Source organism: Halorussus amylolyticus, assembly GCF_004143485.2.
Taxonomy (GTDB): domain Archaea; phylum Halobacteriota; class Halobacteria; order Halobacteriales; family Haladaptataceae; genus Halorussus; species Halorussus amylolyticus.
This window is the reverse complement of sequence record NZ_ML974137.1, coordinates 18,045-40,923: the sequence shown is the minus strand read 5'-3', so window position 1 is coordinate 40,923 and position 22,879 is coordinate 18,045. Positions and strand designations below refer to the sequence as shown.

The following is a 22,879-nucleotide window of genomic DNA, read 5'->3' as shown; positions in this document are numbered from 1 at the left end:
TCCGATATATCCACATCGAGAGTAGTCGTATGTGGGAATCGGGGACACGTGAACGGTCACAGTTCGAACGCGGGCAAGTCGGCATCGGCACGCTCATCGTGTTCATCGCGATGGTACTGGTCGCCGCGATTGGAGCGGGGGTCCTCTTGAACACGGCCGGAGAGCTGAGTTCGACCGCCGAACAGGTGGGCTACGAGAGCAGTCAGCAGGTGACCGACAGGGTCGTCGTCGCGAGCGCGCTCGGTCGCGTCACGCCCGAGAAGAACGACGCTCGGACGAAGCGCGGCGGCGACTTGGTGGAAAACGAGACGGTTGACGAGATTGCGGTGACGGTGATGCTCGCGCCGGGGGCAGAATCCGTGAACCTCTCGCGGGCGACGGTCGAGTGGCGCGGTCCGAACCGAGCCACCACGCTCGTCCACGGTTCGACCGACGACCACGTCCCGACCGCCGGGGGGACCGACTCGGGCGCGTTCTCGGTGTCCGGTCTCGAACCCGAACCGAGCGACGACGACGGTGACGATTCGCACCGAACGTTCAACACGTACGACATCAACGGCGACGACCACGCCGTTTTGAACGACCGGTCTCAGCGAGTCCGAATCTACCTGAACGCGAGCCAAATCGAGAGCGGGAGCGACGGCGGCACTGCGCCGCCCGACGCCCAACCCCTCGAACCGGGGTCGGACGTCGAACTCGTAATTACGACCGCGGCGGGCGCGACGACGACCTACCGACTCGACGTACCGGAGTCGCTCTCGGGCGAGGAGTTCGTCTCGGTGTAAAGGAGTTCGCCTCGGTGCGATTCAGAATCCGCCGAACTTGTCCCGACGGTAGATGTCGAGTTCGCTCACGGTCGAGCCATCCCGAGTCGCGGCGAACGCGATGGCGTCGGCGACCTCCTCGGGTTCGGTGACTTCACCTTCCTCGAAGCGCTCGTGGAACGACTCGCCGTAGGCCGACCCGAACTCGGTTCGGACTTCGGAGGGGTTCACGACCGTGACCGCCACGCCGTCCGGGCCGACGTTACCCTCGACGCTGTGGGCGAACCCACGAACCCACCACTTCGACGCGGCGTAAATGGGGTTGAATGGCCGGGGGTACTGCCCCGCGAAGCTTCCGACGAAAATCAGATGCCCCTCGCTCTCGCGGAGGTGCGGAATCGCTTCTCTGGTGGCGAAGAACACGCCGTCAACGTTGGTCTCCATCATCGTCCGATACTGACCGGTCCCCATCTTCTCGACCGACTCGCCCCGAGCGAGTCCCGCGTTGTTGACCAGACAGTCGAGACCGCCGAACTCCGAGACGGTCGTCTCGACCATCTCGGTCACTGAGTCCTCGTCTCGGACGTTGGTCGGCACGACCAGCGTCTCGGCGCCCCATTCGCTCTCGATTTTCTTCGCCACGTCGTTCAGCGCCTTCTCGCGGCGGGCCGCGAGGGCGACCCGCGCACCGTCGCGCGCCAGCGCGTGTGCGGTCGCCTCGCCGATGCCCGAACTCGCGCCCGTCACAAGCGCCGCCTGTCCGCCGAGTGGGTCGTCTGCCATAGTCTCCCTTCGAGGCCGACCGAGTTGGGTGTTACCGTGAGCCGACCGAAGAATTTCGACAATCGTTGTAGACAGAGTTTATTATTGTCGAAGTTCTGGGTTCGAATATCCAGATGAGCGTTCAACGACCGACGACACGACATCGACCGTTGCCGAGCGAGCTCGAATCCCCGCGCGCGAAACTGGTGTACCTCTCGCTCCAGACCGCCGCGGCATCGATAGACGACCTGCAGGCCGACCTCGGCCTCCAAAAAATCGCGCTGTACAGCATTCTGCGGACGCTCCGCGAGCGGGAGTTAGTCGAAAAGCGGGACGGCGAGTTCGCGGTCGCGGAGTAGCTACTCCTCGTCTTCTTCGGGACGGAGTTGGTCGGGCGTGCGCTCGTAGCGGGGCGTGTCCACGAACCGCGCGATGCGCTCGCGTTCCTCCTTCGAGAGATGCATAGGGATTGGAAGTCGCCTCAGCCGTAAAAAGTCAGCGGCTACCGTGACCGAATCCGTCGTCCCTCGAATCAGTCGTCGGCGGGTCCGGCGTCGCTCGACCACGCGGTCGATTCGTCGGCGTCCCGGTCGACATCGGACTCCGAAGACGGCAGGACGCCTGCGAGGAGTTCGCCGACTGCGCGGCGCTTGACGAGCGCGAAGCCCACGAAGATGACGACGAACCCGAGCGCGGTCGTCGAGTCGATTAGCTCGCCGAGGAGCGCCCACGCGACGAGGGTTGCCACTACGGGTTCGAGGTAGCCCACGAGGTTCAACTGCGTCGGACCCACGCGGTCGAGGAGCGCGAAGTAGACGAGGAACGCGACCACGCCCGAGAAGAGCGTGAGGTAGGTGAGCGTGGCGACCGCGGTCGGGGTCCAGTTCACCGCGGCGACCGTCTCCCCGCGGAGCGCGCCGACCGCCCACAGCGCGCCCGACCCGCCGACCATCGCCCATCCCTGGAGCGCGGTCACGGGGAGGTCCGTCCGGAGTGGTCGGACGAGGACCGACCCGAGCGCGAAGCAGGCCGTCGCGAGAAGGACGAGGCCGACGCCGACGGCGCTGGCCGAGAGCGCGTTCGCCGGGTCGATGTCGGCGACGACGACCACGCCGACGAGACCGAGCGCGAATCCGGCGACCTTGACGGGGGTGAGTCGCTCGTCGAGGACGACCGCGGCGAACGCCGCGGTCATGACCGGCGAGAGGCTGATGATGATGGACGCAATCGCGCCCGAGACGTACTGCTCGCCGAGGTAGACGAACGCGTGGTGGCCCGCGATGAGGAACGCGCCGACCACGCCGATGGCGAGCCACTCGTCGCGACCCGCGGGCCGCCAGCGGTGGCCCGCGAGGACCGCGTAGCCGAGGATAATCGCACCGGCCGCCGTGTAGCGCATCCCCGCGAACAGCAACGGCGGGAAGTAGTGGAGACCGACCTCGATTGCGGGGAACGACCCGCCCCAGAGCGTTGCAACGAGTACGAATAATACCGGAGTTCCTGAGAGATAACTCCGGGTTTCTGGCGAAATCATGGTTCTGTTTCAACTGAAGTGCTGAAACCGTGTTAAATCTTTCTACAACGAATCCGTTTTCGGTTGTATTTCTATCCCGAATTAGCGGCAGTTTTTGATTACCTCCGTTGTCACGACCGCGCTCGGGGCGGCCGCGGCTTCGCGGCCGCCCCGAGCGCACGACCGGGTCGAATCGAGTTCGAACGCCGGTAATTAATTAGCCACAAACTCCAATAGTCACGAAAATGGACGAACGCGACGTCACCATCCTGAAGGCCATCGCCGACCTCGGCACCGGAAGCCCCGAGAAACTCAGCGAGGAGACCGACATCCCGGTCTCGACGATTCACTACCGCCTCAACAATCTCCGCGAGGAGGGCGTCATCGAGAACGACCTCTACGACGTGGACCTCGAAAAGGCGGGTCTCGGCGTCACCGTCCTCGTGGAGGTGCTGGCCGACTACGAAGGCCCGTACGAGGAGTTCGGCGACAGACTCCTCGCTATCGAAGGCGTCACGCAAGCGTACTTCACGATGGGCGAGACCGACTTCATCGTCATCGCTCGTCTGCCGAACAGCGACGCGGTCGAGCGCCTCATCAGCGAGTTCGAGGCCATCGACGGCGTCGAGCGAACCAACTCGACGTTCGTCATCTCGGCGCTTCGGGACGACGAGCGCCCGCTCCGGAGTTACAGTTTAGAGACGCTCGTGGAGGCGTTGGCGGAGGAGTAACTGACTAATTCGGCTCATCGTCTAAGCGGGATCTACAGACTTGCGCGTCTACTCCATGTTCTTTGAAGAGTAGTTCGACCAATCTTCCGAAATGACTCGGGACTCCCCGGTGCGAGGATTATCTGATTCACAAGTCGATCTGCATCGACCGAAACGTACTGTCCCGGTTCCCCAACGTGCATCTCTGTTCCGGTGAGCAGCCCGTGCAGTTGTACCGAATCGTGTCCGTCGTGTTCGGGCGTCAGCGCGGTATCGTCTTCGAACACGGCTCGAAATTCGGCCTCGTCTTCGAATGCGTTTCGCTTGTGGAAGTAGCGCGAATACGAGAACATACTTCCCGGTATCGCAGCCTCGTCGTAATCGGTGTACTCCACGGCACCCATCTGAAGCTTCGAAAGTTCGTCGTAGAGCTGTTCCTGTCGTTCGACCCGTTCAGAGCCTTCCGACCGGACGTAGTCCCGATAGAGATCCACGTACCCGTCGGAAACGTCCATTTCGATAGCTGCGCGGAAATCGCCGACTGTCGTCTCAACGGCGAGTCCGTACTCGTCGCCGACGTAGGCGTTCCAGAAGACTGCGGATTCGTCTTTACCGAGACGCCAGCAGTTGATGTAGGTCTTGTCGTCTCGCCGGTTCCGCATCCGCTCGTTGTGGTCGGTTTCCGTGAAATCGCGTGCGGACCAGCGTTTCACCGCATCGCGTAAAGTCGCATTCGGCTTCGGGAGTGTCGCTTCGAACCGGTCGGAGAAACCGTCGATTCGGGAAAACCACAGTCCCGACTCTTCGAGGAGCGACCGAAAACGGTCGAAACTCAGGTATCGCCGAATCACCGTATCGTCCGACGGTGCGTCTGGCTCCCACTCCGAGTGGATTGTGAGGCGCTCACGGTGGGCGTCGAGGTCGTTCCGAGCCGCGAACAGCGCGTTCTCCGCCGTATCGTTCCTCGGAAACGCTCGTTGGAGTAAGTCGCGCTCCGCTTCGCTGAGCAGTTGGTCTGCGAAATTCTGACCGAATGCCCGCTTTCGTCTTCGTTCGAGTTCTCTCTCTGTTTCGTCGTCCATGAGTTCCGGAAATCGGCTGGCTTACGGAGCCAGTCGGTTCTTCCGGTTTCTCATATTTTCGTTATAATATTTGAACGTCAGGGGGCACCATTCCTCGGCGAAGTCGAGTACGGTTTCGGTCATCTCTCGAATCTCCCACTGGGCGTCGGCCGCCGCGCGCATGTCCGCGATATGCATTAGCATTCGCGGATTCATCGACATTACCATGTTGACTTTCGTCCCGATAGGGAGGACGAACCGGGCGTCCTCTGGTGGAACTCCGAGGTCGAGGAGTTCCTGATACGATTCGACAGATTCGGTGACGGAATCTTTGAACACTTCTCGGCGTTTTTCGACGGTTTCCTCGTCGACTGCACCGCCTTTCTGGTTTCGGCCAATCCAGTCGGGGTCGTTTATCGACGGCGGCATCACAATCATCTCGCCATCGCCAACCTCGTCCGGGTCGATGTCGTCGAACGAGACGTAGCGCATACTCTGCACGTCGAAACTGACGTGCCGATGTCGAGTGATTTGGGCCATGCAGGAGCGACTAATTCCCTTGACCGCAAACACGGCTTTCGGGTGCTCGAACGGTCCGAAGTGGCCGTGGCTCAGGAGGTGACCGATGAGCGTGGCCTTCTTCTCCTCGATGTCGTCGCCCTCGACCGATTCCATGATTTCCTCGAACGACTGGTCGCCGACGAAGTCGCTCATGTAGTCGTTTCGCGCGCCGGTGCAGATGACCTCCTCGGGGTCTTCGGTCGCTTTCAGCAGTTTGACTTCCATAGGGACGCCTCGGTTGTCGTGGTATTCCGAAAGCGCCGTCTTGGTATTTGCGGTGAGACTCCTTTACACGCCTTCTGACTCAGAAAAAATCTCGCAGTCGTCAGCGACACACCCAAACCATCCCCACCCGTACCGGCGACCATGATACGCAACCTCGCGCGCGGCGTGCAGGCGTTTACGAGCAACGCCTTTCTCGTGGCGGGCGACCGAACCGTGCTGGTCGATACCGGGTCGAATTTCGACGTAGTCGAGCGAGTCCGCGAGCAGGACGCTGACCTCGACGCCGTGGTTCTGACCCACACCCACCCCGACCACGTCGGGAATCTCGCCGCCGTCAAAGACGCGTTCGGGGTCGAGGCGTGGGGGTTCGACCCCGACCAACCGGGCGTGGACAACGCCATCGCCGACGGGGAGACCGTTCGAATCGGCGATGACGCCTACACCGCGCTCCACACGCCGGGCCACAAGAACGACCACCTCTGCTTCTACTCGTCGGGCGCGAGCGTGCTGTTCGCGGGCGACTTGGTTTTCCAGAACGGGGGCTTCGGCAGGACCGACCTCGAAGAGGGCGACCGGTCGAAACTGGTCGAGAGCATCGACCGCGTCCGCGAGACGGTGGACGAAAGCCTCTCGACGATGCACACCGGCCACGGCCCGAGCGTCGAGACGAATCCGTACCACGACATCGAAATCGCCGGACGCGCCGCTCGACTGGGGTAAGCGTCGTCGTAGCTCACGACCATAACGTCGAAAGATTCACTGTTTCGGCGAACCCGGATGCAGGCGTGTCAGACCGAACGCATCTCACGACCGTCGAGACCGTCCGCGAGGAGGGGTCGCGGCTGTTCACGGTCCGCGACGAGTACGGCGAACCCGACGAAATAATCGTCGTTCCGTGCGACGATGGCGGCGACAGCGACGAAGTAGAGGCGTGGGTGAACCGCTGTACCCACGAAGCCCAGCGACTCGACCGCGGGTTCGGCGCGGCGATGCGCGACGGCGGAATCATCTGCCCGAAACACGGGTCGATGTTCGACGCCTGCTCGGGCTACTGCGACAACGGCGAGGCCGCCGACACCACGCTCGTCTCGGTCGAACTCGCGGTCGAACTCGGCAACGTCTACCTCACTGACGACGCCTATACATTCCTCCACGACGGCGGTATCGGGGACGGTGACGGCGACGGGAGCGGCGACGACGACGGGCCGAGTTCGACGTCCCACATCGGCTTCTGAGTCTCCGGTCGGGGGTAGGGTTCAGTCCTCGGCGACCGCGAGCAGTTCGTCGTACGCATCCTCGTACGCCTGCGCGACCGCTTCGGGGTCGCCGCGCTCGCCGGAGGCGAGCGCGGCGAGCGAGACCGACGCCCGTGATTCCGCGAGGTCGGTCACGTCGGGTACGTGGACCTCCAGCGCGCCGTCGCGGGGCGTTCCGCCCGCGACGTCGCACGCCTTCAGGAAGCGGTCGCCGTCGTAGGCTCGCATCCGGCCGGGTTCGACCACCGCGACCGCGTCGAATTCGAGACCGCGAATCGGGAGCGCCACGTCGCCGTACGACTCCACGACTGCGAGTTCGGTCTCGTGGATTCGGTCGGCGAACCGTCGGAGTGCCGGGAGGTGGTGGCGCTCCGTGGCGGCGTCGAGTTCCGCGACCGTCTCGACGCGCTCGGCGTCGGCGAGCGCGAGCGCCTCTCGCGCGGAGTCCGGCACGTCTGCCCGGGCGTTCACTACGAACGAGTCGGCCACGCGGTCGAGGACGAACTCCCGGTGTGTGCGTCCGACGAGACCGGTGTCCGGGCCGGGCGAGGGTCGCCAGAGGCGGTGAATCGGATTCACGTCCTCGGGCGCGACGTCGGCGCGACTCGCCGCGGCGAGTCGCGCGGCGTCTTTCCCGTAGAGTCGCCCGTCGCCGATTGCGCGGCGGTAGTCGTCGTGGTCGAACCAGAAGTCGTTGCCAGCGCGTGGTTTGAACCCCACGCCGTCGAGCCGGGCGACGAGTCCGGTCGAGAACGTCGTCTTTCCGGCGTCCACCCGGTCGGCACCGACGACGAGGAGCCGAGTCATTCGGGGTCGGCTTCGTCGCTGGCGGCGTCTCCGCCGTCGTCAGCTTCGTCGTCGGGCTTCAGGCCGTAGTAGCCCGGTTCGTCGTCGGTCTCGGGTTCGGCGATAGCGAGGTCGTCGGCGTTGAACACCACCCACGGGATGGCCCAGTCGAGCAGGATGTCCTCGGTTTCGGCGTCCAACTCGGCGTCGGTCTCGACGCCCTGCAGGAGTCGGGCGATTTCGTAGACCGTGTACATCTGGTCGGATTCGAGGAGTTCGTCGGGTTCGTAGAAGTCGCAGGGGTACAGCTGTTCGAAATCCGATTTTGGTCGGGGCATGGCCGGGAGTACGCCCGACCGCCGGGTAAATCGTTCGTCTCGGCGGCGCTCCGAGCGCCGCCGAGACGGTACCGAGACGACGCCATCGATTCGCGCTCGCGAGACGGGAAAAGCAGTTTTAAGCCGCCGCCTCCGGTCGTTCGACGTATGCAGACCCTCTTGGTCGGACTCGACGCCGCGTGTTTCCCGGTACTCCGACCCCTGTTCGAGGACGGCGACCTGCCGCACCTCGAATCGGTGTTCGAGGACGGGGCGACGGGGGAACTCGAATCCCAAATCCCGCCGTGGACCGCGAGTGCGTGGCCCTCGCTCTACACCGGCGCGAACCCCGGCAAACACGGCGTCTTCGACTTCCTGCGATTCGACGGCTACGACTGGGACATCGTGAACGCGACCGACGTGCGCGAGCGCACCCTCTGGGAGTACGCCGACGACGCGGGCCTGACGAGCGTGGTCGTGAACGCGCCGGTCACGAGTCCGCCGCCCGAAATCGACGGCGCTGTCGTGCCGGGGTACTTGGCCTCCGAAGACCCGCGGTGTCACCCCGAGGGAATCCTCGACGACGTGCGCGAGGAACTGGGCGACTACCGGGTGTACGCCCGGCGCGAGACCGACGAGCGCGCGGGCGACGACCGATTCGAGGACTACCTCGAACTCGCTCGGATGCGCGGCGGGGCGTTCCGGTATCTCGCCGACCGCTTCGACCCCGAGTTCGGCTTCGTCCAGTTCCAGAAGACCGACGCCGTGTTTCACGACTACCCCGGCGACCACGAGAAGGTCCGGGCCATCTACCGCGAGGTGGACGAGCAGGTGGGCGAGATTCTCGCGGAGTGCGACCCGGACACTGTCGTCGTCGCGAGCGACCACGGCATGGGCGAGTACGAGGGCCACGAGTTCCGAGTGAATCAGTTCCTCCGCGAGGCGGGCGTGGTCGAGACCACGACCGGCGGGCAGGGCGTCCCCTCGTGGTTCAAAATCAAGGACGAACAACTCACCGAGGGCGAGCGCGGGGGTGACGACGACGGCGACTCCGGACGCCCGCTCCTCGAACGACTCGCCGCGACCGCCGCGAGCGTCGGCATCACGTACCAGCGCGGCAAGGCGGTCCTCGAACGCCTCGGTCTCGCGGAGTTCGTCGGCAGGCACGTCCCGGTCGGCGCGGTGTTCGCCGCGAGCGACGCGGTGGATTTCAGGGCGTCGCGTGCCTACCTCCGGTCGCCGTCCGAACTGGGCGTCAGACTCAACCTCGAGGGCCGAGACCCCGACGGCGTCGTGCCCGCGGGCGAGTACGAGCGCGTGCGCGACGAGATAATATCTCTGCTGTCGAACGCCACCACGCCCGAGGGCACGCCCGTCTTCGAGGAGGTCGTCGCGCGCGAGGAGTACATCTACGGTCCCTACGCCGACGAGGCGGTGGACCTCCTCGCGGTGCCGACCGACTTCCAGCACTCGCTGTCGGCGCTCGTCGGCGAGGAGTTCGGCGACCCCGAACCGTGGAACCACAAGCCCGAGGGCGTGGTCGCGCTCGCCGGAGACGCCGTCGATTCGGACGCCGACCTCACCGGCGCGCACCTGTTCGACGTGGCCCCGACGGTGCTCGCGACCCTCGGCCTGGCGCCCGCCGACCTGATGGACGGCGACGCGCTCTCCGGGGTGGACGCGCCCGAACCCCGGTCGTACCCCGAGTACGACCCCGCGACGCAGGAATCGACCGAGGACGAAGACGTGGCCGAGCGCCTCTCGGATTTGGGGTATCTGGAGTAGCGACCGCGAAACGTCCGCGATTTCGGCGACCTACTGGCGAGGTTCGGGCGCTCGGTGACACAATCCGCCGGGAAACGGCCGGTGACACAGACCACCGAAAACGGCCGGTGACACAGGCAACGGGTGGGAATGAAAGGGGCCGCCCGGTCGCGTTTACGTGGTCGTCTCAGCGACCCCTATCTCGGCCGGGCAGTGCGGAGAGGCCGAGATATGTCGCTGAGCGACCGCGACCGGGCGGGGGCTTTCGAGGTGTTCATGCTGTTGCTGTCTTCGACACAGAGCGACCGGGTGGGGGCTTTCTACAACACGACGGCGACGTTCGGCGTAAAGCGCAGAAGCAAGTGTTCGAACAGCGAGACGCCACCTATCCCGATGCCCATGAGACCGCAATTCCTCTCGGTACGAAGCGTATTCACCTCTCAGTCTCAGACCCACACGCCTTTTGCCCGGCCGCGCCTACGCCGACTCATGAACCCCGACGACGTGAAGCGACTCATCGAGGAGAACCTCGAAGACGCCAAGGCGACCGTCACCCACCCGCGCGGAACGCACGACGAGGACCACCTCGCGGCGACCGTCGTCTCACCCGCGTTCGAGGGCGAACGACTCGTCCAGCAGCATCAGCTGGTGTACGACGCGCTCGGCGACCACATGACGACCGATATCCACGCGCTCGAACTCACGACCTACACGCCCGAGGAGTACGCCGAAGCTGAGGAGTAGCCCGCTACTTTCCGAATCGGAGAAGTAGCCCGCTACTCGTCCGACGCTTCTCGCATGACGTGGAGCGACAGCGGCATGCTGGCCGCGACGAGACCGTACACCCCGCCCATCAGCGGTTCGACGCCGAGCGAGGGCGCGAGGAGGTAGCCCGCGCCGAATCCGAGGGGGTCCAAGACGAGCGCGAGGACGATAATTTGCTGTGCGAAGGGCATCGAGTCGAACCACTGCGAGAGACCTTGTGACATGGGGATGAGACGACGTTCTCGTCGGCACTGTTTAGTTAATACGATTTGAGAAGCGAGCCAGATATTCGAAACACATTCGTATCAGTATTTATTAACTATCTTCCGTGTCCACCACTAAAACGGAGGACAACGTGTTATATCTCTGGTCGTACGGCGCTGTCTATGGCGTACTCTTCGGTACCCTACTGACTGCGGCCGGTGTCGGAGTGCTCGAAAGTCCTCTCTACGGCGCGATTGCTGGCTTGCTCGGCGGCGTCGGTGCCTTCCTGTTCCTCCCGTGGTTGCTGTGCATGAACGCCGCCGAGACTGCCGAGAATTCCGGGGCAGACGTTTCGTATCACGAAATCCTGAACCGGACGGGGATTAGCTTCCGTCTCGGCGTGTTCGGAACGGGAATCAAAGTCGGCGGGGTCGTGGTCATCATCATCGGAGGGAACAATCAGCCAGCTCCAGACCCCGCTCTCGGCCTCCGTGTTGGAGCAATCATGGTGGTGGGAAGCGCGCTCCTGGCAATCGTCTTGAGATGGTATTTTCAACGGACGCACCGCGACCGTTCCGACCGCTCTCACTCGCCTCCGCACAAGACCCAAGATTATCAAGAGCAGTCGGGGGACCGTTCCGCCGCCGATGAGGAGACGGAGTCCGAAGCGGTTCACGTCAGTTCCGACATGTTTTTGAGCCCCGAAACGCTCGGAGAGGCGTTCGGAGCACTCTTTGCGGCCTCGGTCGGCTTCCTCTTTCTGTCGCTGACCGGATTCATGATTTATGTGATGCTGGTACCCGGGGCGAGTCTGGCGATTGGTGTCGCCGCGCTCGCAGTTTCGTGGGTCGGTATCGCAGTCTCGCTGTCCGGGTACAGCGTCTGGTCGGCCCGGCAACTCCGGCAACTGCCCCGGGACTCCGACCAACCGACCGTCAGGACTCCGGTGAGGCTACTAGCGCACGTGATACCACTGCTCGTCGCTGACCCCGACGGCCTGAACGCGTACGACAGTCGACTGCGCCGGACGACTGTGGCGTTCCTTCTGGCGGCAATCGCTCTCTCGGCACCTTTGCTCGCGCAGATCGGGGGTCTCGGCCGCTTCCCGGGGAGCTAATTTGTCTCTGTCGCGGACCGTCACGTCCTCGATTCTCTCGACCGGTCGAGACCGAATCGCCCCGGTCAGAAGTTCGGCGGCGCGGCCTCGGCGGTCTCCAGTTCGCGGTTGTGCAACGCCTCGCCCGTCTCGCGGTCGAACAGGTGAATCGCGTCCTCGGGGATGCGGACGACCACCTGCTGTCCGGCCTCAACCCGGCGCATGCCCGACACCGTGACGACGAACGTCTCGGCGTCGGCGGACGCGCCGGCGGTCTCGGACACGTCGCCCGCGTCGAACGCGAGGTACACCGTGTTCTCGTTTCCCATCGGTTCGACCACGTCCACGGTCGCGCGGAAATCGCGGGGCGTCTCGGCGTCGGCGACCAGTTCGACGGCCTCCGGGCGGACCCCGAGAACGAGTCGGTCGTGGTCGCGCACGTCGGCGAGCGTCCGCTCGGAGAGCGGGTACTCGAACTGCTGGCCGACGAGGGTTCCGTTTTCGAGGTCCACCTCGAAGAAGTTCATCGGGGGTTCGCCGACGAACCCCGCGACGAACAGGTTCGCGGGTTCGTGGTAGCATTCGAGGGGCGTGCCGACCTGCTGGAGCCGGCCGTCGTCGAGGATGGCGATGCGGTCGCCCATCGTCATCGCCTCGGTCTGGTCGTGGGTCACGTAGATGGTCGTGGTGCCGAGGTCGGCCTGGAGTCGCTGGAGTTCGGTCCGCATCTGGCCCCGGAGTTTGGCGTCGAGGTTCGAGAGGGGTTCGTCGAGCAGGAACACCGCCGGGTCGCGCACGATGGCGCGCCCGAGCGCGACCCGCTGTTGCTGGCCGCCCGAGAGGTCGCTCGGCGTCCGGTCCAGCAGGCGGTCGATGTCCATCATCTCCGCGGTCCCCTCGACGCGGTCGGCGATTTCGGCGTCCGAGAGGTCGGTCGCCTCCTCCAGTCCGAACGCCATGTTCTCCCGGACGGTCATGTGGGGGTAGAGCGCGTACGACTGGAACACCATCGCTATCTCGCGGTCTCTGGCCGGGAGGTCGTTGATGACCCGTCCGTCGAGTCGGATTTCGCCGTCGGTCACGGTTTCGAGGCCCGCCACCATCCGCAGGGTGGTGGACTTTCCGCACCCCGAGGGACCGACGAGGACGAGGAACTCGCCGTCCTCGATGGTCAGCGACACGTCGTCCACCGCCACGATTTCGCTGCCGTCTCGTTCGGTGTATCGCTTCGTCACGTGGTCGAGTTCGGTTTTTGCCATGGCTGAAATCGGTGATTGTGTGGGGCGCGCGGTTACACTCGCACCCCTTCCGCGAACTGGTCGGAGAACAGGACGTAGACGATGAGGGTCGGAAGCGCCGAGACGAAGGCCCCGGCCATCCGGAGCGGGAAGTCCACGCCTTCGAGTGCCTCGCCGAGTCCCGAGAGTATCAGCGTGACCGACGCGGCGGGGTCGCTGACGCTCCGGATGATGGTGAGCGAGAACAGGAACTCGTTCCACACCTGCGTGAACTGGAAGATAAAGACGACAGCGAACATCGGCACCGACAGCGGCAGGACGATACGCCGATAGACGCGCCAGAGCGACGCGCCGTCGAGTCGCGCCGCCTCTATCATCTCCCACGACATCGTCTGGTACTGCGCCCGGAACAGAATCGTGCAGATGGGAATCCCGTAGGCGGTGTGTGTCACGATGAGTTCGAGGATGGTCGCGTGATGCTCTTCGAGCAGGGGGAGCGCCCACAGGAACGCCAATCGTTCGTCCAACTCGACCCACACCGACCAGAACTCCGTCAGCGGGATGATGACCGCCTGATACGGGATGAAGATGCCCGCGATGAACAGCGCGAGGACCGCGACCTGTCCGCGCCAGTCTACCAGCGTCAGGCCGTAGGCCGCCATGCTCCCGAGGATGGCGCACAGAAGCGTCGAGGGGACGGTGAACAGCATGCTGTTCACCATCCCGTTCGAGAGCGCGCCGAACGCGAACTGCCACTTCTCGATGGTCGCACCGCCCGGCCCCGGCGGCAGGAACGGGAGCGTGGTTCGGACGGCTTCGCTCGTCTTGAACGAGGTCACCAGCCCCGTCTCGACCGGGACGAGGTAGAACGCGACCAGACCGAGCAGGGCGGCGTACAGGCCGACCCGCCGGACGCTCGCGAGCGTCCGGCGGTCGATTCGGCCGTCAGAACGGTCGTCCGAAGCCGTCTCGCGGTCGGCTACACTGTCTGACGTGGCGGTTTCTCGGCTCATGTCACAGATTCCCCTGCCTGTGCTGTTGGTAGAGATACGGCGCGATGACCGCGAGCGAGAGCGCGAACAGCAGGATGGCGATGGACGACGCGTACGCCCACTCCTGCTTGTTGAACGCCTCGCGAATCATCTTCGTGGCGAGGATGTCCGCGCCCCGCCGCGGGCGATACCCCCAGATGGCGTACAGGAAGTCGAACGCCTTGAGCGCGAACAACACCAGGACGACCGACGCGCTCACCATCGCCGGCTTGAGTTGGGGTACGATGACCCGCCGGTACATCCGGAGCGTGCTCGCGCCGTCCACCTTCGCGGCCTCGTACTGGTCGTTCGGTATCGCGCGGAGCGCCGCGAGATACACCACCATCGTGTAGCCGCTGAACTGCCAGACGAGCGCGAAAATCACCGACCCCAACACCAACTGCGGATTCCCGAGCCAACTGTACGGCCCGAGACCGAACGCGCCGAGCGTCTGGTTCACGATGCCGAAGTTGAAGTTGTACATCCACATCCAGAACTGCGCGGTCACGATGAACGACAGGCTCATCGGCAGGAGGTAGATGGTCCGGAACGTCCGGCCGAACCGGACCTCGCGGTCGAGCAGGATGGCGAGGACGAGACCGACCACCAGACACACCAGCGTGAATCCGACCAACAGCGCGAAGGTGTTTCGAGTCGCCTCCCACATCGCGGGGTCGCTGAGCATCGCCCGGTAGTTCTCGAAGCCGAGTTCGGAGTAGTCGATGCTCCCGAACCCCGCGTAGTCGGTGAGCGAGATGGCGAAGTTCCACCCGATGGCGGCGTAGACGAAAAACCCCATCAACAGGAACGGCGGGAGCCAGAACGGCGCGGACTGGACGATGTCGCGGTCGAGAATCCGGCGGATTCTCGACCGCTCGCTCCGGAACTCTCCGGTGGTGGCGGTGTCCCCGCCGGTCTCGGTACCGCCGTCGGTCGCGGTGTCCCCGCCGGTCTCGGTACCGCCGTCGGTCTTGGTCGCGCCGTCTCCGTCGGCCGCGCCGTCCCCGCCGGTCTCGGTCCCCCGGTCGCGCCACCTCTCGACGACCGCGCGTAGTTCGTCCCTCATCCCTGTTCGCGAGTGCTACACGATTTCCATGAATCGGCTCGTGACTGCGTCCACGTTGTACGGGTCGAGGAAGTTGTCCGAGAGCGCGTCTTCGAGGTCGGATTGCACGTCCTGTGTCACCGCGAGACCGTGGGCAATCGTCGGCGGCCGCTGTTCGGCCGCCGCGAAGTCCTCGATTGTCTCGGTCAGGTACGGACTGAACTCGTCGGTCGGCACCTCCCGGGTCGGAATCGACCCCTTGTACTGATTGAACGCGACGTGGGCGGTCTCGGACCCGGCGAACCGGAGGAACGCCTTCGCCTCCTCGGGACTCGGATTGTCGAGGTCGCCGCCCGGATAGATGAACGAGTCGATGTGAAGCCCGTACATGTTCTCGGTGCCGGGGAACTGGATGCGGCCCCAGTCGGTGCCGAATTCGAGTCCCTCGTTCACGTACGCGCCCGCGACCCAGTTCCCCTGGTGGATGAACGCGGCGTCGCCCGCCATGATGGCCTGATTCGCCTCGGTGAAGTCTATCTCCGGGGCGTCCTCGTTCAGGTACTCCGAGAGGACGGTTTGAGCGTTCTCGAACGACGCCCGCACCGCCTCCTCGTCGCCCTCGCCCTCAATGAAGTTCATGTAGGCGTCGTAGCCCTGTGTGCCCTGCATGATGACGGCCCAGAACTGGAGGACGACCCACGGCTCCAGCGAATTCGCGTACGGCACCGCGTCGGTCTCCGACGCCACCGCGTCGAGCGCCTCGACCCACGCGTCGAAACTGTCGATACCCTCGGGGTCAACGCCCGCCTGCTCGACCACCTCGACGTTGTAGAACAGGTCGTTCATGCGGTGCGACCCGATTGGCACCGCCGAGAAGCCGTCCTGAAATCGACACGCCTCGACGGCCTCCTCGGTGTGGGCCTCCTTCAGGCCCGCCTCGTCCCACACGTCGGCTTCGATGTCGCCGAGGACGCCCTCGTACTGCACCAGATTGTTGCCCGGCCACCCGGCGAACGCGCTCGGCGGTTCGCCTGCCCTGAGTCGCTGTGCGACCGCCTGGTCCAAGTTCACGTTTCCGGCCCCGCCGATGGGCCGGAAGTTGGCCTCCATGTCGGGATACTCGCTCCCGAACGCCTCGGCCAGCGCGTCGATGGCCTCCGCGCCGTCGCCGCCGGTCCACCCGTGCATCACCTCCAGCGTGTTGGACCACTCCTGACCGTCCTGCGCGGCGGCGTTCGTGACCGAGCCTGCGCCACCCAGGAGCGCCGCGAGTTTGAGATACGTTCGTCTGTCGATGCCGCCCGATGTTTCCCCAAACACCATTTGTATTTCCCCCACCGTACACCCAACGACGCGGTACTTAATGTTTTTCTAGGATAAAATCGGGGCCGACGCGCGCGCCCGAGTGAGAATGATTTTATCCGTGGCCGCAGACCCCTCGGATATGAGCGACGACTACCGAATCGAGGAGGACAGCCTCGGCGAGATGCGAGTACCCGCGGACGCTTACTGGGGCGCACAGACCCAGCGCGCGCTCGAAAACTTCCCCATCTCGGGAATCACGTTCGGCCGCCGGTTCGTCCGCGCGCTCGGCGTGGTCAAGAAGGCCGCCGCGCAGGCTAACCGCGACCTCGGACTCGTCCCCGACGACAAGGCCGACGCCATCGTGGCGGCCGCCGACGAGGTCATCGCGGGCGACCACGACGACCAGTTCCCGGTGGACGTGTTCCAGACCGGGTCGGGCACGTCCTCGAACATGAACGCCAACGAGGTCATCGCCAACCGCGCGACAGAAATCTACGGCGGCGACCTCGGCACGCGCGAGATTCACCCCAACGACCACGTCAACTTCGGCCAGTCCTCGAACGACGTGATTCCGACCGCGATGCACGTCGCGAGCCTCGAAGCCGTCGAGAAGGACCTCCTGCCCGCGCTCGACACGCTCCGAGAGGCGCTCGAAGCCAAAGAAGAGGAGTTCGACGGCGTGGTCAAGACCGGCCGGACCCACCTCCAGGACGCCACGCCGGTCCGACTCGGTCAGGAGTTCGGCGGCTATCGCACGCAGGTCGAGAAGGGTCTCGCCCGCGTGGACTACGCCCGCGACCACCTCTCGGAACTCGCGCTCGGCGGTACCGCGGTCGGCACGGGGCTGAACACCCACTCCGAGTTCCCCGAGAAAGCGGCCGAGTACATCTCCGAGGAGACCGGCGTCTCGTTCCGCGAGGCCGACAATCACTTCGAAGCGCAGGCCGCCCACGACGCGATGAGCGAGGCCCACGGCGCGCTCCGGACCATCGCGGGGTCGCTCAACAAAATCGCGAACGACCTCCGCTTGCTGGCGTCCGGCCCGCGGAACGGTCTCGGCGAACTCGAACAGCCCGAGAATCAGCCCGGTAGCTCCATCATGCCCGGCAAAATCAACCCCGTGGTGGCCGAAGCGGTCAATCAGGTCCACAAACAGGTGGTCGGCAACGACGCCGCCGTGAGCGCCGGTGCCGCCGAGGGCCAAATCGACCTCAACCTCTACAAGCCCGTGTTGGCCCACAACTTCCTCGAATCGGCCGAACTCCTCGCTAACTCCGCGGAGGTGTTCGCCGAGAAGTTCGTCCGGAAACTGGAGGCCAACGAAGAGCACTGCGAGGCGCAGGTCGAACAGAGCATGGCGCTCGCCACCGCGCTCAACCCCCACATCGGCTACGACAAGGCGAGCAAGGCCGCGAAAGCCGCGCTCGCGGAGGGCAAGACCGTCCGCGAAGTCGTCGTCGAGAAGGGCTACCTCAGCGAGGAGGAAGCCGACGAAATCATCGACCCCGAGGCGATGACTCACCGCGGGATTCTCGGACGCGACGAGTAGCGCGACCCGACGGTCGTCGAGTCGCGCGAACCGAATCCTGTCGAGTCGGCGGATTCGGGGGCCGCTCGCGTGCGAGCGGCCCCCGAATCCGAATCGTATAATTGGCTCCCGACGGTCTAGGTGGAGTAATGGTTCGCTGGCCGCGCGTCATCGCCGCCCTCGGAGGGTCTTACATCGCACTCGCCGTCGCGTTAGCGGGAATCGACGTGGCGGCAGGCGAGATACTCGGCGGGACGGCGATAGATTTCGTTCTCATCGCCGTTCCCGGCGGCGTGATACTCTATACCGGGCGCTGGCTCCCCGGAACCGACCTCGACGCGGAGACGTACCCGCGGGTCGCGCGGTGGTGTTTCGGCGGTCTCGGACTGCTACTCGGCGTCGTGGGTCTGCTCGTACTCAACCCCGGAGTCGAGGTGAACCAACTGTCGTGGACCGCGTCGTTCGGCTCCGCGCTCGGTGCCGCGGGCGGTCTCGGAATCGGCGTGAACGAAGCGCGCGCCATGACGCGGGCCTACGAGGCCGAGCGACACGAGCGACAGTTGGCCGAGCAGAACGAACGCCTCGAAAGCTTCGCGAGCATGCTCGCCCACGAGCTTCGAAATCCGTTGAGCATCGCCCAAATCTACCTCCAATCGGCGGCCGACGGCGACGAAACCGCGGCCGACGAAGTCGAGGGCGCTCTCGACCGAATCGAGGAGATGATAGAGATTCTGCTCGTCACGGCGCGCAAGTCCGAGGCGCAGGTCGAGTGGGAGTCGGTCGCGCTCCGCGAAGTGGCGACCGAAGCGTGGGCGGATTTGAAACTGGAGACCGCGACCCTCGACATCGAGACCGACCGAGTGATTCGGGCCGACCCGGTCCACCTCCGCCACCTGCTCGAAAATCTGTTCAAAAACTCAGTGGAACACGGCGACCCCGAAGTCACGATTCGCGTCGGCGACCTCGACGACTCGGGGGGTCCAACCGGATTCTACGTCGAGGACGACGGCTCCGGAATCCCGGTCGAAGCGCGCGAGACCGTGTTCGACGCGGGGTACACCACCGACGCGGGCGGCATCGGACTCGGACTCACGTTCGTCGCGCGACTCGCCGAGACCTACGACTGGGACTGCACCGTGACCGAGAGCGAGGCGGGCGGCGCTCGGTTCGAGTTCTCGTCAGTCGAAGTCGTCGCGCCCGAGCGCGGTCAGTCGAGGTGAGCGTCGGCGTGGCACGCCGACGCGGGCACCGTGATACCGCGACCCTCGGAAGCGTTATGCGTCGAGGGTGACTACGTTGAATCGTAATGGCGAAAGGCAACGTTGATTTCTTCAACGACACTGGCGGCTACGGTTTCATCTCGACGGACGACGCGGACGACGACGTATTCTTCCACATGGAGGACGTTGGCGGCCCCGACCTCGAAGAGGGAACGGAAATCGAATTCGACATCGAACAGGCCCCCAAGGGCCCGCGCGCGACCAACGTCGAGCGCGTCTAAGTTAACGAGCAGTCGTCTCACGACGACAGCACTACTACTGCGGAATTTTTCGAAAACTCACCCGAGAGCGACGGTCTCGAAAATCGACTCGCGACGCATTCCTGACTGACCGTTTCGGCGCGTCAGTACCGCTCGGCGAGGTCGTCGAGCGCGTCGTGATGCTCGGTAGTGTGGGGCGCGGTCAGCGGCGAGACGCTGATTCTCCCCTCGTACACCGCGCGTCGGTCGGTCCCCTCGGGGTCGGGCAGGGCGTCGGACTCCATCTGGGTCCACGTGTTGTCGTGGAGCGAGACCACGCCGTCGTCGTCACGCGTGGCCTCCATGTCGTAGACGTGCGACGGTCGAGTGACTTCCATCGGCGCGCGGCCGTCCTCGGGGAGCGGCGCGTTGACGTTGAGGTACTCGGCGTGTTCGAACACGCCCGCGTCGGGAGCCTGCTCGACCAGATACCGGACCGACTCGGCGACTTCGGCGTACTCCTCGACTGTCGTCTCGCGCGGCCACTCGTCTTGGGGGATGTGGAGCGACGCCGCGATGGCCGGAACGCCGAAGAACGCGGCCTCGACAGCGGCGCTCACAGTGCCCGACCGGCCGAGGATGTGCGCGCCCAGATTCGCGCCCTCGTTGCACCCCGACACGACCACGTCGGGGTACGGCCCGATTTCGGCGAGTCCGGCCACGATGCAGTCGGAGGGCGTGCCGTGGACCGCGTGGCCGAGTTCGTGGTCCTCGACCTCGACCTCGTAGGACATCGCCCGACCGACCGCGCTCTGGTCGTCGGCGGGCGCGACGGTCGTGACGTTGCCGACCGTCGCGAGTTCGTCGTAGAGCGCCCGGATGCCGGGACTGTCTATCCCGTCGTCGTTGGTGAGCAGGATTTCGAGCGAGTCGGTCATGTGGCCTCAACTGTGGGTGGCCGAACAAAAACACTACCGCAACGGGTCGAATGCGAGACGAACCGATTCGCTCCCGGAAAGCTTATTCCTCGAAGCGCGAACCCTCACGTCCAATGTCGAACCCAAACGGACAGCACTCGCTCGCGGTTCGTGCCCTCTGGTTCCTCGTCGTCGGGTGGTGGGCCACGGGAATCTGGCTCTCGGTCGCGTGGTTCCTCAACGTCACCATCATCGGCCTGCCGGTCGGTATCAAAATGATAAACGCGGTGCCGAAGGTGCTGAGTCTGAAGAACCGAACCGGGACGCTCGTCACCGAGTCCGGAAGGCACGACCAGCCGAGTCTGGTCGTCAGAGGCATTTATTTCGTCCTCGTCGGGTGGTGGGCCAGCGGCGTCTGGACGGGAATCGCGTACGCGATTTCGCTGACCGTGGTGGGTCTGCCTCTCGCCATCTGGATGTACAATCAGCTTCCGTTCGTGGTGTCGTTGTATCGGTACTGAAGGGGTGAAAACCGGGAGTTCCGGATGAGAGCGCAACTGCCGGAACTGTCAGCGAGACCAGTTCGAAAGCCCCCGCCGTCTCGGCTCGATGGACTCGCTGCGCTCCTCGGACTCCGTCCTGCGGTGCTTACGTCGTCCGTCTTCGCCGAGACTGCGGCCCCTTTCAGTCCCGCCCGGATTTGGGCGAATGGGGCGCTCCCCTGTATCTGAACAGGCTGTGAAAGCAGATATTCAGGCGGGCTTGCGGTGAGAGTTCGAACAAACCGCATCAATACGGCGACCGCCAAACAGCACCGAACTGCGAGCAACACGGTGCCTATGACCCGCACCGCAGACGGTTACTCCCCCAATTTCACTGCCGCGCCGGGTGGTCCTCCGCAAGCCGCGTCCGTCCTTCCTCCTCGAACAGATTCTCGCGCAACGTCTCACCCTCGTACTCCTCGCGCACAAGCCCGCGCTCGCGCAGGACCGGCACCACCATGTCCACGAAGTCCCGGAGGGTGCCGGGCCGGACCGCCTCCTTGACGTTGAAGCCGTCTACGCCCACGTCCTCGAACCAGTACTGGAGTTCGTCGGCGACCTGCTCGGGGTCGCCGACCACGATTGGCGACGTGGACCCCAAGCCCGCGAACTCCGCGACCTCGCCCACGGTCCAGTCGCGGTCGGGGTCGTTCTTGGTGAAGGCGTTGATGACGCCCTGAATCGCCTCGGTCTCGATGTGTTCGACCTTTTGGTCGGGGTCGAGTTCGGAGAAGTCGATGTCAGTGAAACCGGCAAGTAGTGCCAGCGTCGCCTCGTAATCGACGTTCTCAGCGTAGGTCTCGTACTTCTGCTGAGCGATTTCCTCGGTCTCGCCCACGATGGGGACCACGCCGGGGAAGAATTTGAGGTCGTCGGGGTCTCTGCCTTTCGAGGCGGCGCGCTCGCGCAGGTCCTCGACGTAGCTCCGGACGCCCTCCTCGGTCGGCTGGCTCACGAACACCGCTTCGGCGTTGTCGGCCGCAAAATCTCGGCCGCGGTCCGACGACCCCGCCTGATACAGCACCGGCGTTCGCTGCGGTGACGGCTCGCAACTGTGGGGGTCGGGCACCGTGAAATATTCGCCCTCGAAATCGACGCCCCGGACCTTCTCGGGGTCGGTGTAGACGCCGCGTTCTTTGTCGCGAATCACGGAGTCGCCGTCCCAACTCTCCTCCCAGAGCCGATACGACACGTCCATGAATTCGTCGGCGCGGTCGTAACGCTCGTCGTGGTCCATGCGCTCGTCGAGGCCGAGGTTCCGGGCCGCGCTTTCGAGGTAGGAGGTGACTATGTTGAACGCCACGCGGCCGTCGGTGATGTGGTCGAGCGTCGAGAGTTCGCGCGCGAGCTGGTAGGGGTGGACGTAGGTGGTCGAGCGCGTGACCGCGAATCCGAGGTGGTCGGTGACGGCGGCCATCGCGGGGACGAGTGCCTGCGGGTCGTTCGCGGGCGTCTGGACCGCCTTCTCGATGGCGGTCTCACGACTCCCGCCGTACACGTCGTAGACGCCGCGCACGTCCGCAAAGAACACCGCGTCGAAGCCGCCGCGCTCGGCGGTCCGGGCCACGTCGAGCCAGTACTCCATGTCGGTGTAGCGGTGGGACTGGTCGCCCGGCGTCTGCCAGTCGCCGGTCGTGACGTGCTCGACAGCGTTCATCGTAAACAGATTCAGGTGCATCCGCTCTCCGGTCATCGTTTTGGAGGTGGAAGTCTGCGGCCAAAAGACGGGGGATAGCGGCGAGAACCCGGGACGACCTCGGACGGCGGACGCCGTCCGAGGTCGTCCCGAGAATTTATATACGAATCCGGGACCAACTTTCCTCGGACGTTTCGCGCGGTCACGCTCCGACGGCCCGAGCGTGACCGCGGAGGACGAATATTGTCCTCTCGCGGTTGCGAGCAGATAGCTGGCGAGTCAGCCAGCACTGTCGAATCAGTGGCGGGGGGGGGCCCGCCCCCCGGGGGGGCCCCCCCCCCCCCCCGCGACCCCCCCGGCGGCAGAACACGACAAGGGGGGGGGCCCGCCCCGC

The 22,879-nt window shown here is 64.8% G+C and carries 25 protein-coding genes; 12 read left to right on the top strand and 13 right to left on the bottom strand.

Annotated features, from left to right (window positions below; genetic code table 11):
• Positions 1-29 precede the first annotated feature (29 nt).
• Complete coding sequence (locus EKH81_RS14240; RefSeq protein WP_132060155.1) at positions 30-785, top strand: archaellin/type IV pilin N-terminal domain-containing protein; 756 nt, start codon at positions 30-32, stop codon at positions 783-785.
• A gap of 21 nt (positions 786-806) precedes the next feature.
• Here EKH81_RS14240 and EKH81_RS14235 read toward each other — a convergent pair whose 3' ends face one another.
• On the bottom strand, positions 807-1,547 hold the full coding sequence (locus EKH81_RS14235) for an SDR family oxidoreductase (protein WP_132060153.1): 741 nt from the start codon (positions 1,545-1,547) through the stop codon (positions 807-809).
• 113 nt (positions 1,548-1,660) lie between these two features.
• Here EKH81_RS14235 and EKH81_RS14230 point away from each other — a divergent pair, with 113 nt between their 5' ends.
• Positions 1,661-1,885 carry a TrmB family transcriptional regulator gene (locus EKH81_RS14230; RefSeq protein ID WP_132060151.1) on the top strand — a complete coding sequence of 75 codons (225 nt, stop codon included), beginning with the start codon at positions 1,661-1,663 and terminating at the stop codon, positions 1,883-1,885.
• Between the two features lie 173 nt (positions 1,886-2,058).
• On the opposite strand, the gene EKH81_RS14225 is transcribed toward EKH81_RS14230, so the two are convergent.
• Positions 2,059-3,060, bottom strand: coding sequence for a DMT family transporter (locus tag EKH81_RS14225; RefSeq protein WP_132060147.1), 1,002 nt, complete (start codon positions 3,058-3,060; stop codon positions 2,059-2,061).
• 224 nt (positions 3,061-3,284) lie between these two features.
• On the opposite strand from EKH81_RS14225, the gene EKH81_RS14220 reads away from it, so the two are divergent.
• Positions 3,285-3,770, top strand: coding sequence for an Lrp/AsnC family transcriptional regulator (locus EKH81_RS14220; RefSeq protein WP_132060145.1), 486 nt, complete (start codon positions 3,285-3,287; stop codon positions 3,768-3,770).
• Positions 3,771-3,802: 32 nt separating this feature from the next.
• Here EKH81_RS14220 and EKH81_RS14215 read toward each other — a convergent pair whose 3' ends face one another.
• Both EKH81_RS14215 and thyX read right to left on the bottom strand, forming a co-directional pair.
• Entirely contained in the window at positions 3,803-4,411 is a 609-nt protein-coding gene (locus EKH81_RS14215; RefSeq protein ID WP_132060143.1) for a hypothetical protein, read from the bottom strand.
• Between the two features lie 441 nt (positions 4,412-4,852).
• On the bottom strand, positions 4,853-5,596 hold the full coding sequence (gene thyX / locus EKH81_RS14210) for an FAD-dependent thymidylate synthase (RefSeq protein ID WP_132060141.1): 744 nt from the start codon (positions 5,594-5,596) through the stop codon (positions 4,853-4,855).
• A gap of 141 nt (positions 5,597-5,737) precedes the next feature.
• Between thyX and EKH81_RS14205 the strand changes: the two genes are divergently transcribed.
• Both EKH81_RS14205 and EKH81_RS14200 read left to right on the top strand, forming a co-directional pair.
• Positions 5,738-6,316 (top strand): MBL fold metallo-hydrolase, encoded by a 579-nt coding sequence (locus EKH81_RS14205; protein WP_132060139.1) that lies wholly within the window; start codon positions 5,738-5,740, stop codon positions 6,314-6,316.
• Between the two features lie 65 nt (positions 6,317-6,381).
• On the top strand, positions 6,382-6,831 hold the full coding sequence (locus EKH81_RS14200) for a Rieske (2Fe-2S) protein (protein WP_132060137.1): 450 nt from the start codon (positions 6,382-6,384) through the stop codon (positions 6,829-6,831).
• Between the two features lie 21 nt (positions 6,832-6,852).
• On the opposite strand, the gene EKH81_RS14195 is transcribed toward EKH81_RS14200, so the two are convergent.
• Positions 6,853-7,659 carry an ATPase gene (locus EKH81_RS14195; RefSeq protein WP_132060135.1) on the bottom strand — a complete coding sequence of 269 codons (807 nt, stop codon included), beginning with the start codon at positions 7,657-7,659 and terminating at the stop codon, positions 6,853-6,855.
• Positions 7,656-7,976, bottom strand: a complete 321-nt coding sequence (locus EKH81_RS14190) for a DUF5827 family protein (protein ID WP_132060133.1) — start codon at positions 7,974-7,976, stop codon at positions 7,656-7,658. Before EKH81_RS14190 ends, EKH81_RS14195 begins: the two co-directional genes overlap by 4 nt.
• A 147-nt stretch (positions 7,977-8,123) precedes the next feature.
• Here EKH81_RS14190 and EKH81_RS14185 point away from each other — a divergent pair, with 147 nt between their 5' ends.
• Together EKH81_RS14185 and EKH81_RS14180 are read left to right on the top strand one after the other, a co-directional pair.
• The gene (locus EKH81_RS14185) at positions 8,124-9,740 is read left to right on the top strand and encodes an alkaline phosphatase family protein (protein WP_132060131.1); all 1,617 of its coding nucleotides are present in this window, start codon (positions 8,124-8,126) and stop codon (positions 9,738-9,740) included.
• A gap of 468 nt (positions 9,741-10,208) precedes the next feature.
• Positions 10,209-10,463 (top strand): BolA family protein, encoded by a 255-nt coding sequence (locus EKH81_RS14180; protein WP_132060129.1) that lies wholly within the window; start codon positions 10,209-10,211, stop codon positions 10,461-10,463.
• A 32-nt stretch (positions 10,464-10,495) separates the two neighbouring features.
• Here the strand turns inward: EKH81_RS14180 and EKH81_RS14175 are convergent, their stop codons facing one another.
• The gene (locus EKH81_RS14175) at positions 10,496-10,708 is read right to left on the bottom strand and encodes a DUF8141 family membrane protein (RefSeq protein WP_132060127.1); all 213 of its coding nucleotides are present in this window, start codon (positions 10,706-10,708) and stop codon (positions 10,496-10,498) included.
• A gap of 290 nt (positions 10,709-10,998) precedes the next feature.
• Here EKH81_RS14175 and EKH81_RS14170 point away from each other — a divergent pair, with 290 nt between their 5' ends.
• On the top strand, positions 10,999-11,805 hold the full coding sequence (locus tag EKH81_RS14170; RefSeq protein WP_132060125.1) for a hypothetical protein: 807 nt from the start codon (positions 10,999-11,001) through the stop codon (positions 11,803-11,805).
• Positions 11,806-11,870: 65 nt separating this feature from the next.
• Here the strand turns inward: EKH81_RS14170 and EKH81_RS14165 are convergent, their stop codons facing one another.
• From EKH81_RS14165 to EKH81_RS14150, 4 genes are read right to left on the bottom strand one after another with little or no spacing between them, the layout of a single operon-like run.
• Positions 11,871-13,043, bottom strand: coding sequence for an ABC transporter ATP-binding protein (locus EKH81_RS14165; RefSeq protein ID WP_132060123.1), 1,173 nt, complete (start codon positions 13,041-13,043; stop codon positions 11,871-11,873).
• 32 nt (positions 13,044-13,075) lie between these two features.
• Complete coding sequence (locus tag EKH81_RS14160) at positions 13,076-14,035, bottom strand: carbohydrate ABC transporter permease (protein ID WP_132060121.1); 960 nt, start codon at positions 14,033-14,035, stop codon at positions 13,076-13,078.
• Between the two features lies 1 nt (position 14,036).
• Positions 14,037-15,119 carry a carbohydrate ABC transporter permease gene (locus tag EKH81_RS14155; RefSeq protein ID WP_238392196.1) on the bottom strand — a complete coding sequence of 361 codons (1,083 nt, stop codon included), beginning with the start codon at positions 15,117-15,119 and terminating at the stop codon, positions 14,037-14,039.
• 15 nt (positions 15,120-15,134) lie between these two features.
• Complete coding sequence (locus EKH81_RS14150) at positions 15,135-16,421, bottom strand: ABC transporter substrate-binding protein (protein ID WP_132060119.1); 1,287 nt, start codon at positions 16,419-16,421, stop codon at positions 15,135-15,137.
• Positions 16,422-16,542: 121 nt separating this feature from the next.
• Between EKH81_RS14150 and EKH81_RS14145 the strand changes: the two genes are divergently transcribed.
• The 3 genes from EKH81_RS14145 to EKH81_RS14135 all read left to right on the top strand — a co-directional run bounded on the left by EKH81_RS14145 (position 16,543) and on the right by EKH81_RS14135 (position 19,432).
• The gene (locus EKH81_RS14145; RefSeq protein ID WP_132060117.1) at positions 16,543-17,952 is read left to right on the top strand and encodes a class II fumarate hydratase; all 1,410 of its coding nucleotides are present in this window, start codon (positions 16,543-16,545) and stop codon (positions 17,950-17,952) included.
• A gap of 128 nt (positions 17,953-18,080) precedes the next feature.
• The gene (locus tag EKH81_RS14140; RefSeq protein ID WP_132060115.1) at positions 18,081-19,151 is read left to right on the top strand and encodes an ATP-binding protein; all 1,071 of its coding nucleotides are present in this window, start codon (positions 18,081-18,083) and stop codon (positions 19,149-19,151) included.
• Positions 19,152-19,237: 86 nt separating this feature from the next.
• Positions 19,238-19,432 carry a cold-shock protein gene (locus EKH81_RS14135; RefSeq protein ID WP_132060113.1) on the top strand — a complete coding sequence of 65 codons (195 nt, stop codon included), beginning with the start codon at positions 19,238-19,240 and terminating at the stop codon, positions 19,430-19,432.
• Between the two features lie 122 nt (positions 19,433-19,554).
• Here the strand turns inward: EKH81_RS14135 and surE are convergent, their stop codons facing one another.
• Positions 19,555-20,328: a 5'/3'-nucleotidase SurE gene (surE, locus tag EKH81_RS14130; RefSeq protein WP_132060111.1), complete on the bottom strand. Its 774-nt coding sequence runs from the start codon at positions 20,326-20,328 to the stop codon at positions 19,555-19,557.
• Positions 20,329-20,441: 113 nt separating this feature from the next.
• Here surE and EKH81_RS14125 point away from each other — a divergent pair, with 113 nt between their 5' ends.
• Complete coding sequence (locus tag EKH81_RS14125; protein WP_132060109.1) at positions 20,442-20,828, top strand: YccF domain-containing protein; 387 nt, start codon at positions 20,442-20,444, stop codon at positions 20,826-20,828.
• 352 nt (positions 20,829-21,180) lie between these two features.
• Here EKH81_RS14125 and EKH81_RS14120 read toward each other — a convergent pair whose 3' ends face one another.
• Entirely contained in the window at positions 21,181-22,542 is a 1,362-nt protein-coding gene (locus EKH81_RS14120; protein ID WP_132060107.1) for an LLM class flavin-dependent oxidoreductase, read from the bottom strand.
• Between the last annotated feature and the right edge of the window lie 337 nt (positions 22,543-22,879).

What these genes read in the sequence shown, in the direction of transcription:
- EKH81_RS14240 (WP_132060155.1), top strand. Translation starts at nt 30, where the DNA reads ATGTGGGAATCGGGGACACGTGAACGGTCACAGTTCGAACGCGGGCAA.
- EKH81_RS14235 (WP_132060153.1), bottom strand. Translation starts at nt 1,547, where the DNA reads ATGGCAGACGACCCACTCGGCGGACAGGCGGCGCTTGTGACGGGCGCG.
- EKH81_RS14230 (WP_132060151.1), top strand. Translation starts at nt 1,661, where the DNA reads ATGAGCGTTCAACGACCGACGACACGACATCGACCGTTGCCGAGCGAG.
- EKH81_RS14225 (WP_132060147.1), bottom strand. Translation starts at nt 3,060, where the DNA reads ATGATTTCGCCAGAAACCCGGAGTTATCTCTCAGGAACTCCGGTATTA.
- EKH81_RS14220 (WP_132060145.1), top strand. Translation starts at nt 3,285, where the DNA reads ATGGACGAACGCGACGTCACCATCCTGAAGGCCATCGCCGACCTCGGC.
- EKH81_RS14215 (WP_132060143.1), bottom strand. Translation starts at nt 4,411, where the DNA reads ATGCGGAACCGGCGAGACGACAAGACCTACATCAACTGCTGGCGTCTC.
- thyX (WP_132060141.1), bottom strand. Translation starts at nt 5,596, where the DNA reads ATGGAAGTCAAACTGCTGAAAGCGACCGAAGACCCCGAGGAGGTCATC.
- EKH81_RS14205 (WP_132060139.1), top strand. Translation starts at nt 5,738, where the DNA reads ATGATACGCAACCTCGCGCGCGGCGTGCAGGCGTTTACGAGCAACGCC.
- EKH81_RS14195 (WP_132060135.1), bottom strand. Translation starts at nt 7,659, where the DNA reads ATGACTCGGCTCCTCGTCGTCGGTGCCGACCGGGTGGACGCCGGAAAG.
- EKH81_RS14190 (WP_132060133.1), bottom strand. Translation starts at nt 7,976, where the DNA reads ATGCCCCGACCAAAATCGGATTTCGAACAGCTGTACCCCTGCGACTTC.
- EKH81_RS14185 (WP_132060131.1), top strand. Translation starts at nt 8,124, where the DNA reads ATGCAGACCCTCTTGGTCGGACTCGACGCCGCGTGTTTCCCGGTACTC.
- EKH81_RS14180 (WP_132060129.1), top strand. Translation starts at nt 10,209, where the DNA reads ATGAACCCCGACGACGTGAAGCGACTCATCGAGGAGAACCTCGAAGAC.
- EKH81_RS14175 (WP_132060127.1), bottom strand. Translation starts at nt 10,708, where the DNA reads ATGTCACAAGGTCTCTCGCAGTGGTTCGACTCGATGCCCTTCGCACAG.
- EKH81_RS14170 (WP_132060125.1), top strand. Translation starts at nt 10,999, where the DNA reads ATGAACGCCGCCGAGACTGCCGAGAATTCCGGGGCAGACGTTTCGTAT.
- EKH81_RS14165 (WP_132060123.1), bottom strand. Translation starts at nt 13,043, where the DNA reads ATGGCAAAAACCGAACTCGACCACGTGACGAAGCGATACACCGAACGA.
- EKH81_RS14160 (WP_132060121.1), bottom strand. Translation starts at nt 14,035, where the DNA reads ATGAGCCGAGAAACCGCCACGTCAGACAGTGTAGCCGACCGCGAGACG.
- EKH81_RS14155 (WP_238392196.1), bottom strand. Translation starts at nt 15,119, where the DNA reads ATGAGGGACGAACTACGCGCGGTCGTCGAGAGGTGGCGCGACCGGGGG.
- EKH81_RS14150 (WP_132060119.1), bottom strand. Translation starts at nt 16,421, where the DNA reads ATGGTGTTTGGGGAAACATCGGGCGGCATCGACAGACGAACGTATCTC.
- EKH81_RS14145 (WP_132060117.1), top strand. Translation starts at nt 16,543, where the DNA reads ATGAGCGACGACTACCGAATCGAGGAGGACAGCCTCGGCGAGATGCGA.
- EKH81_RS14140 (WP_132060115.1), top strand. Translation starts at nt 18,081, where the DNA reads ATGGTTCGCTGGCCGCGCGTCATCGCCGCCCTCGGAGGGTCTTACATC.
- EKH81_RS14135 (WP_132060113.1), top strand. Translation starts at nt 19,238, where the DNA reads ATGGCGAAAGGCAACGTTGATTTCTTCAACGACACTGGCGGCTACGGT.
- surE (WP_132060111.1), bottom strand. Translation starts at nt 20,328, where the DNA reads ATGACCGACTCGCTCGAAATCCTGCTCACCAACGACGACGGGATAGAC.
- EKH81_RS14125 (WP_132060109.1), top strand. Translation starts at nt 20,442, where the DNA reads ATGTCGAACCCAAACGGACAGCACTCGCTCGCGGTTCGTGCCCTCTGG.
- EKH81_RS14120 (WP_132060107.1), bottom strand. Translation starts at nt 22,542, where the DNA reads ATGACCGGAGAGCGGATGCACCTGAATCTGTTTACGATGAACGCTGTC.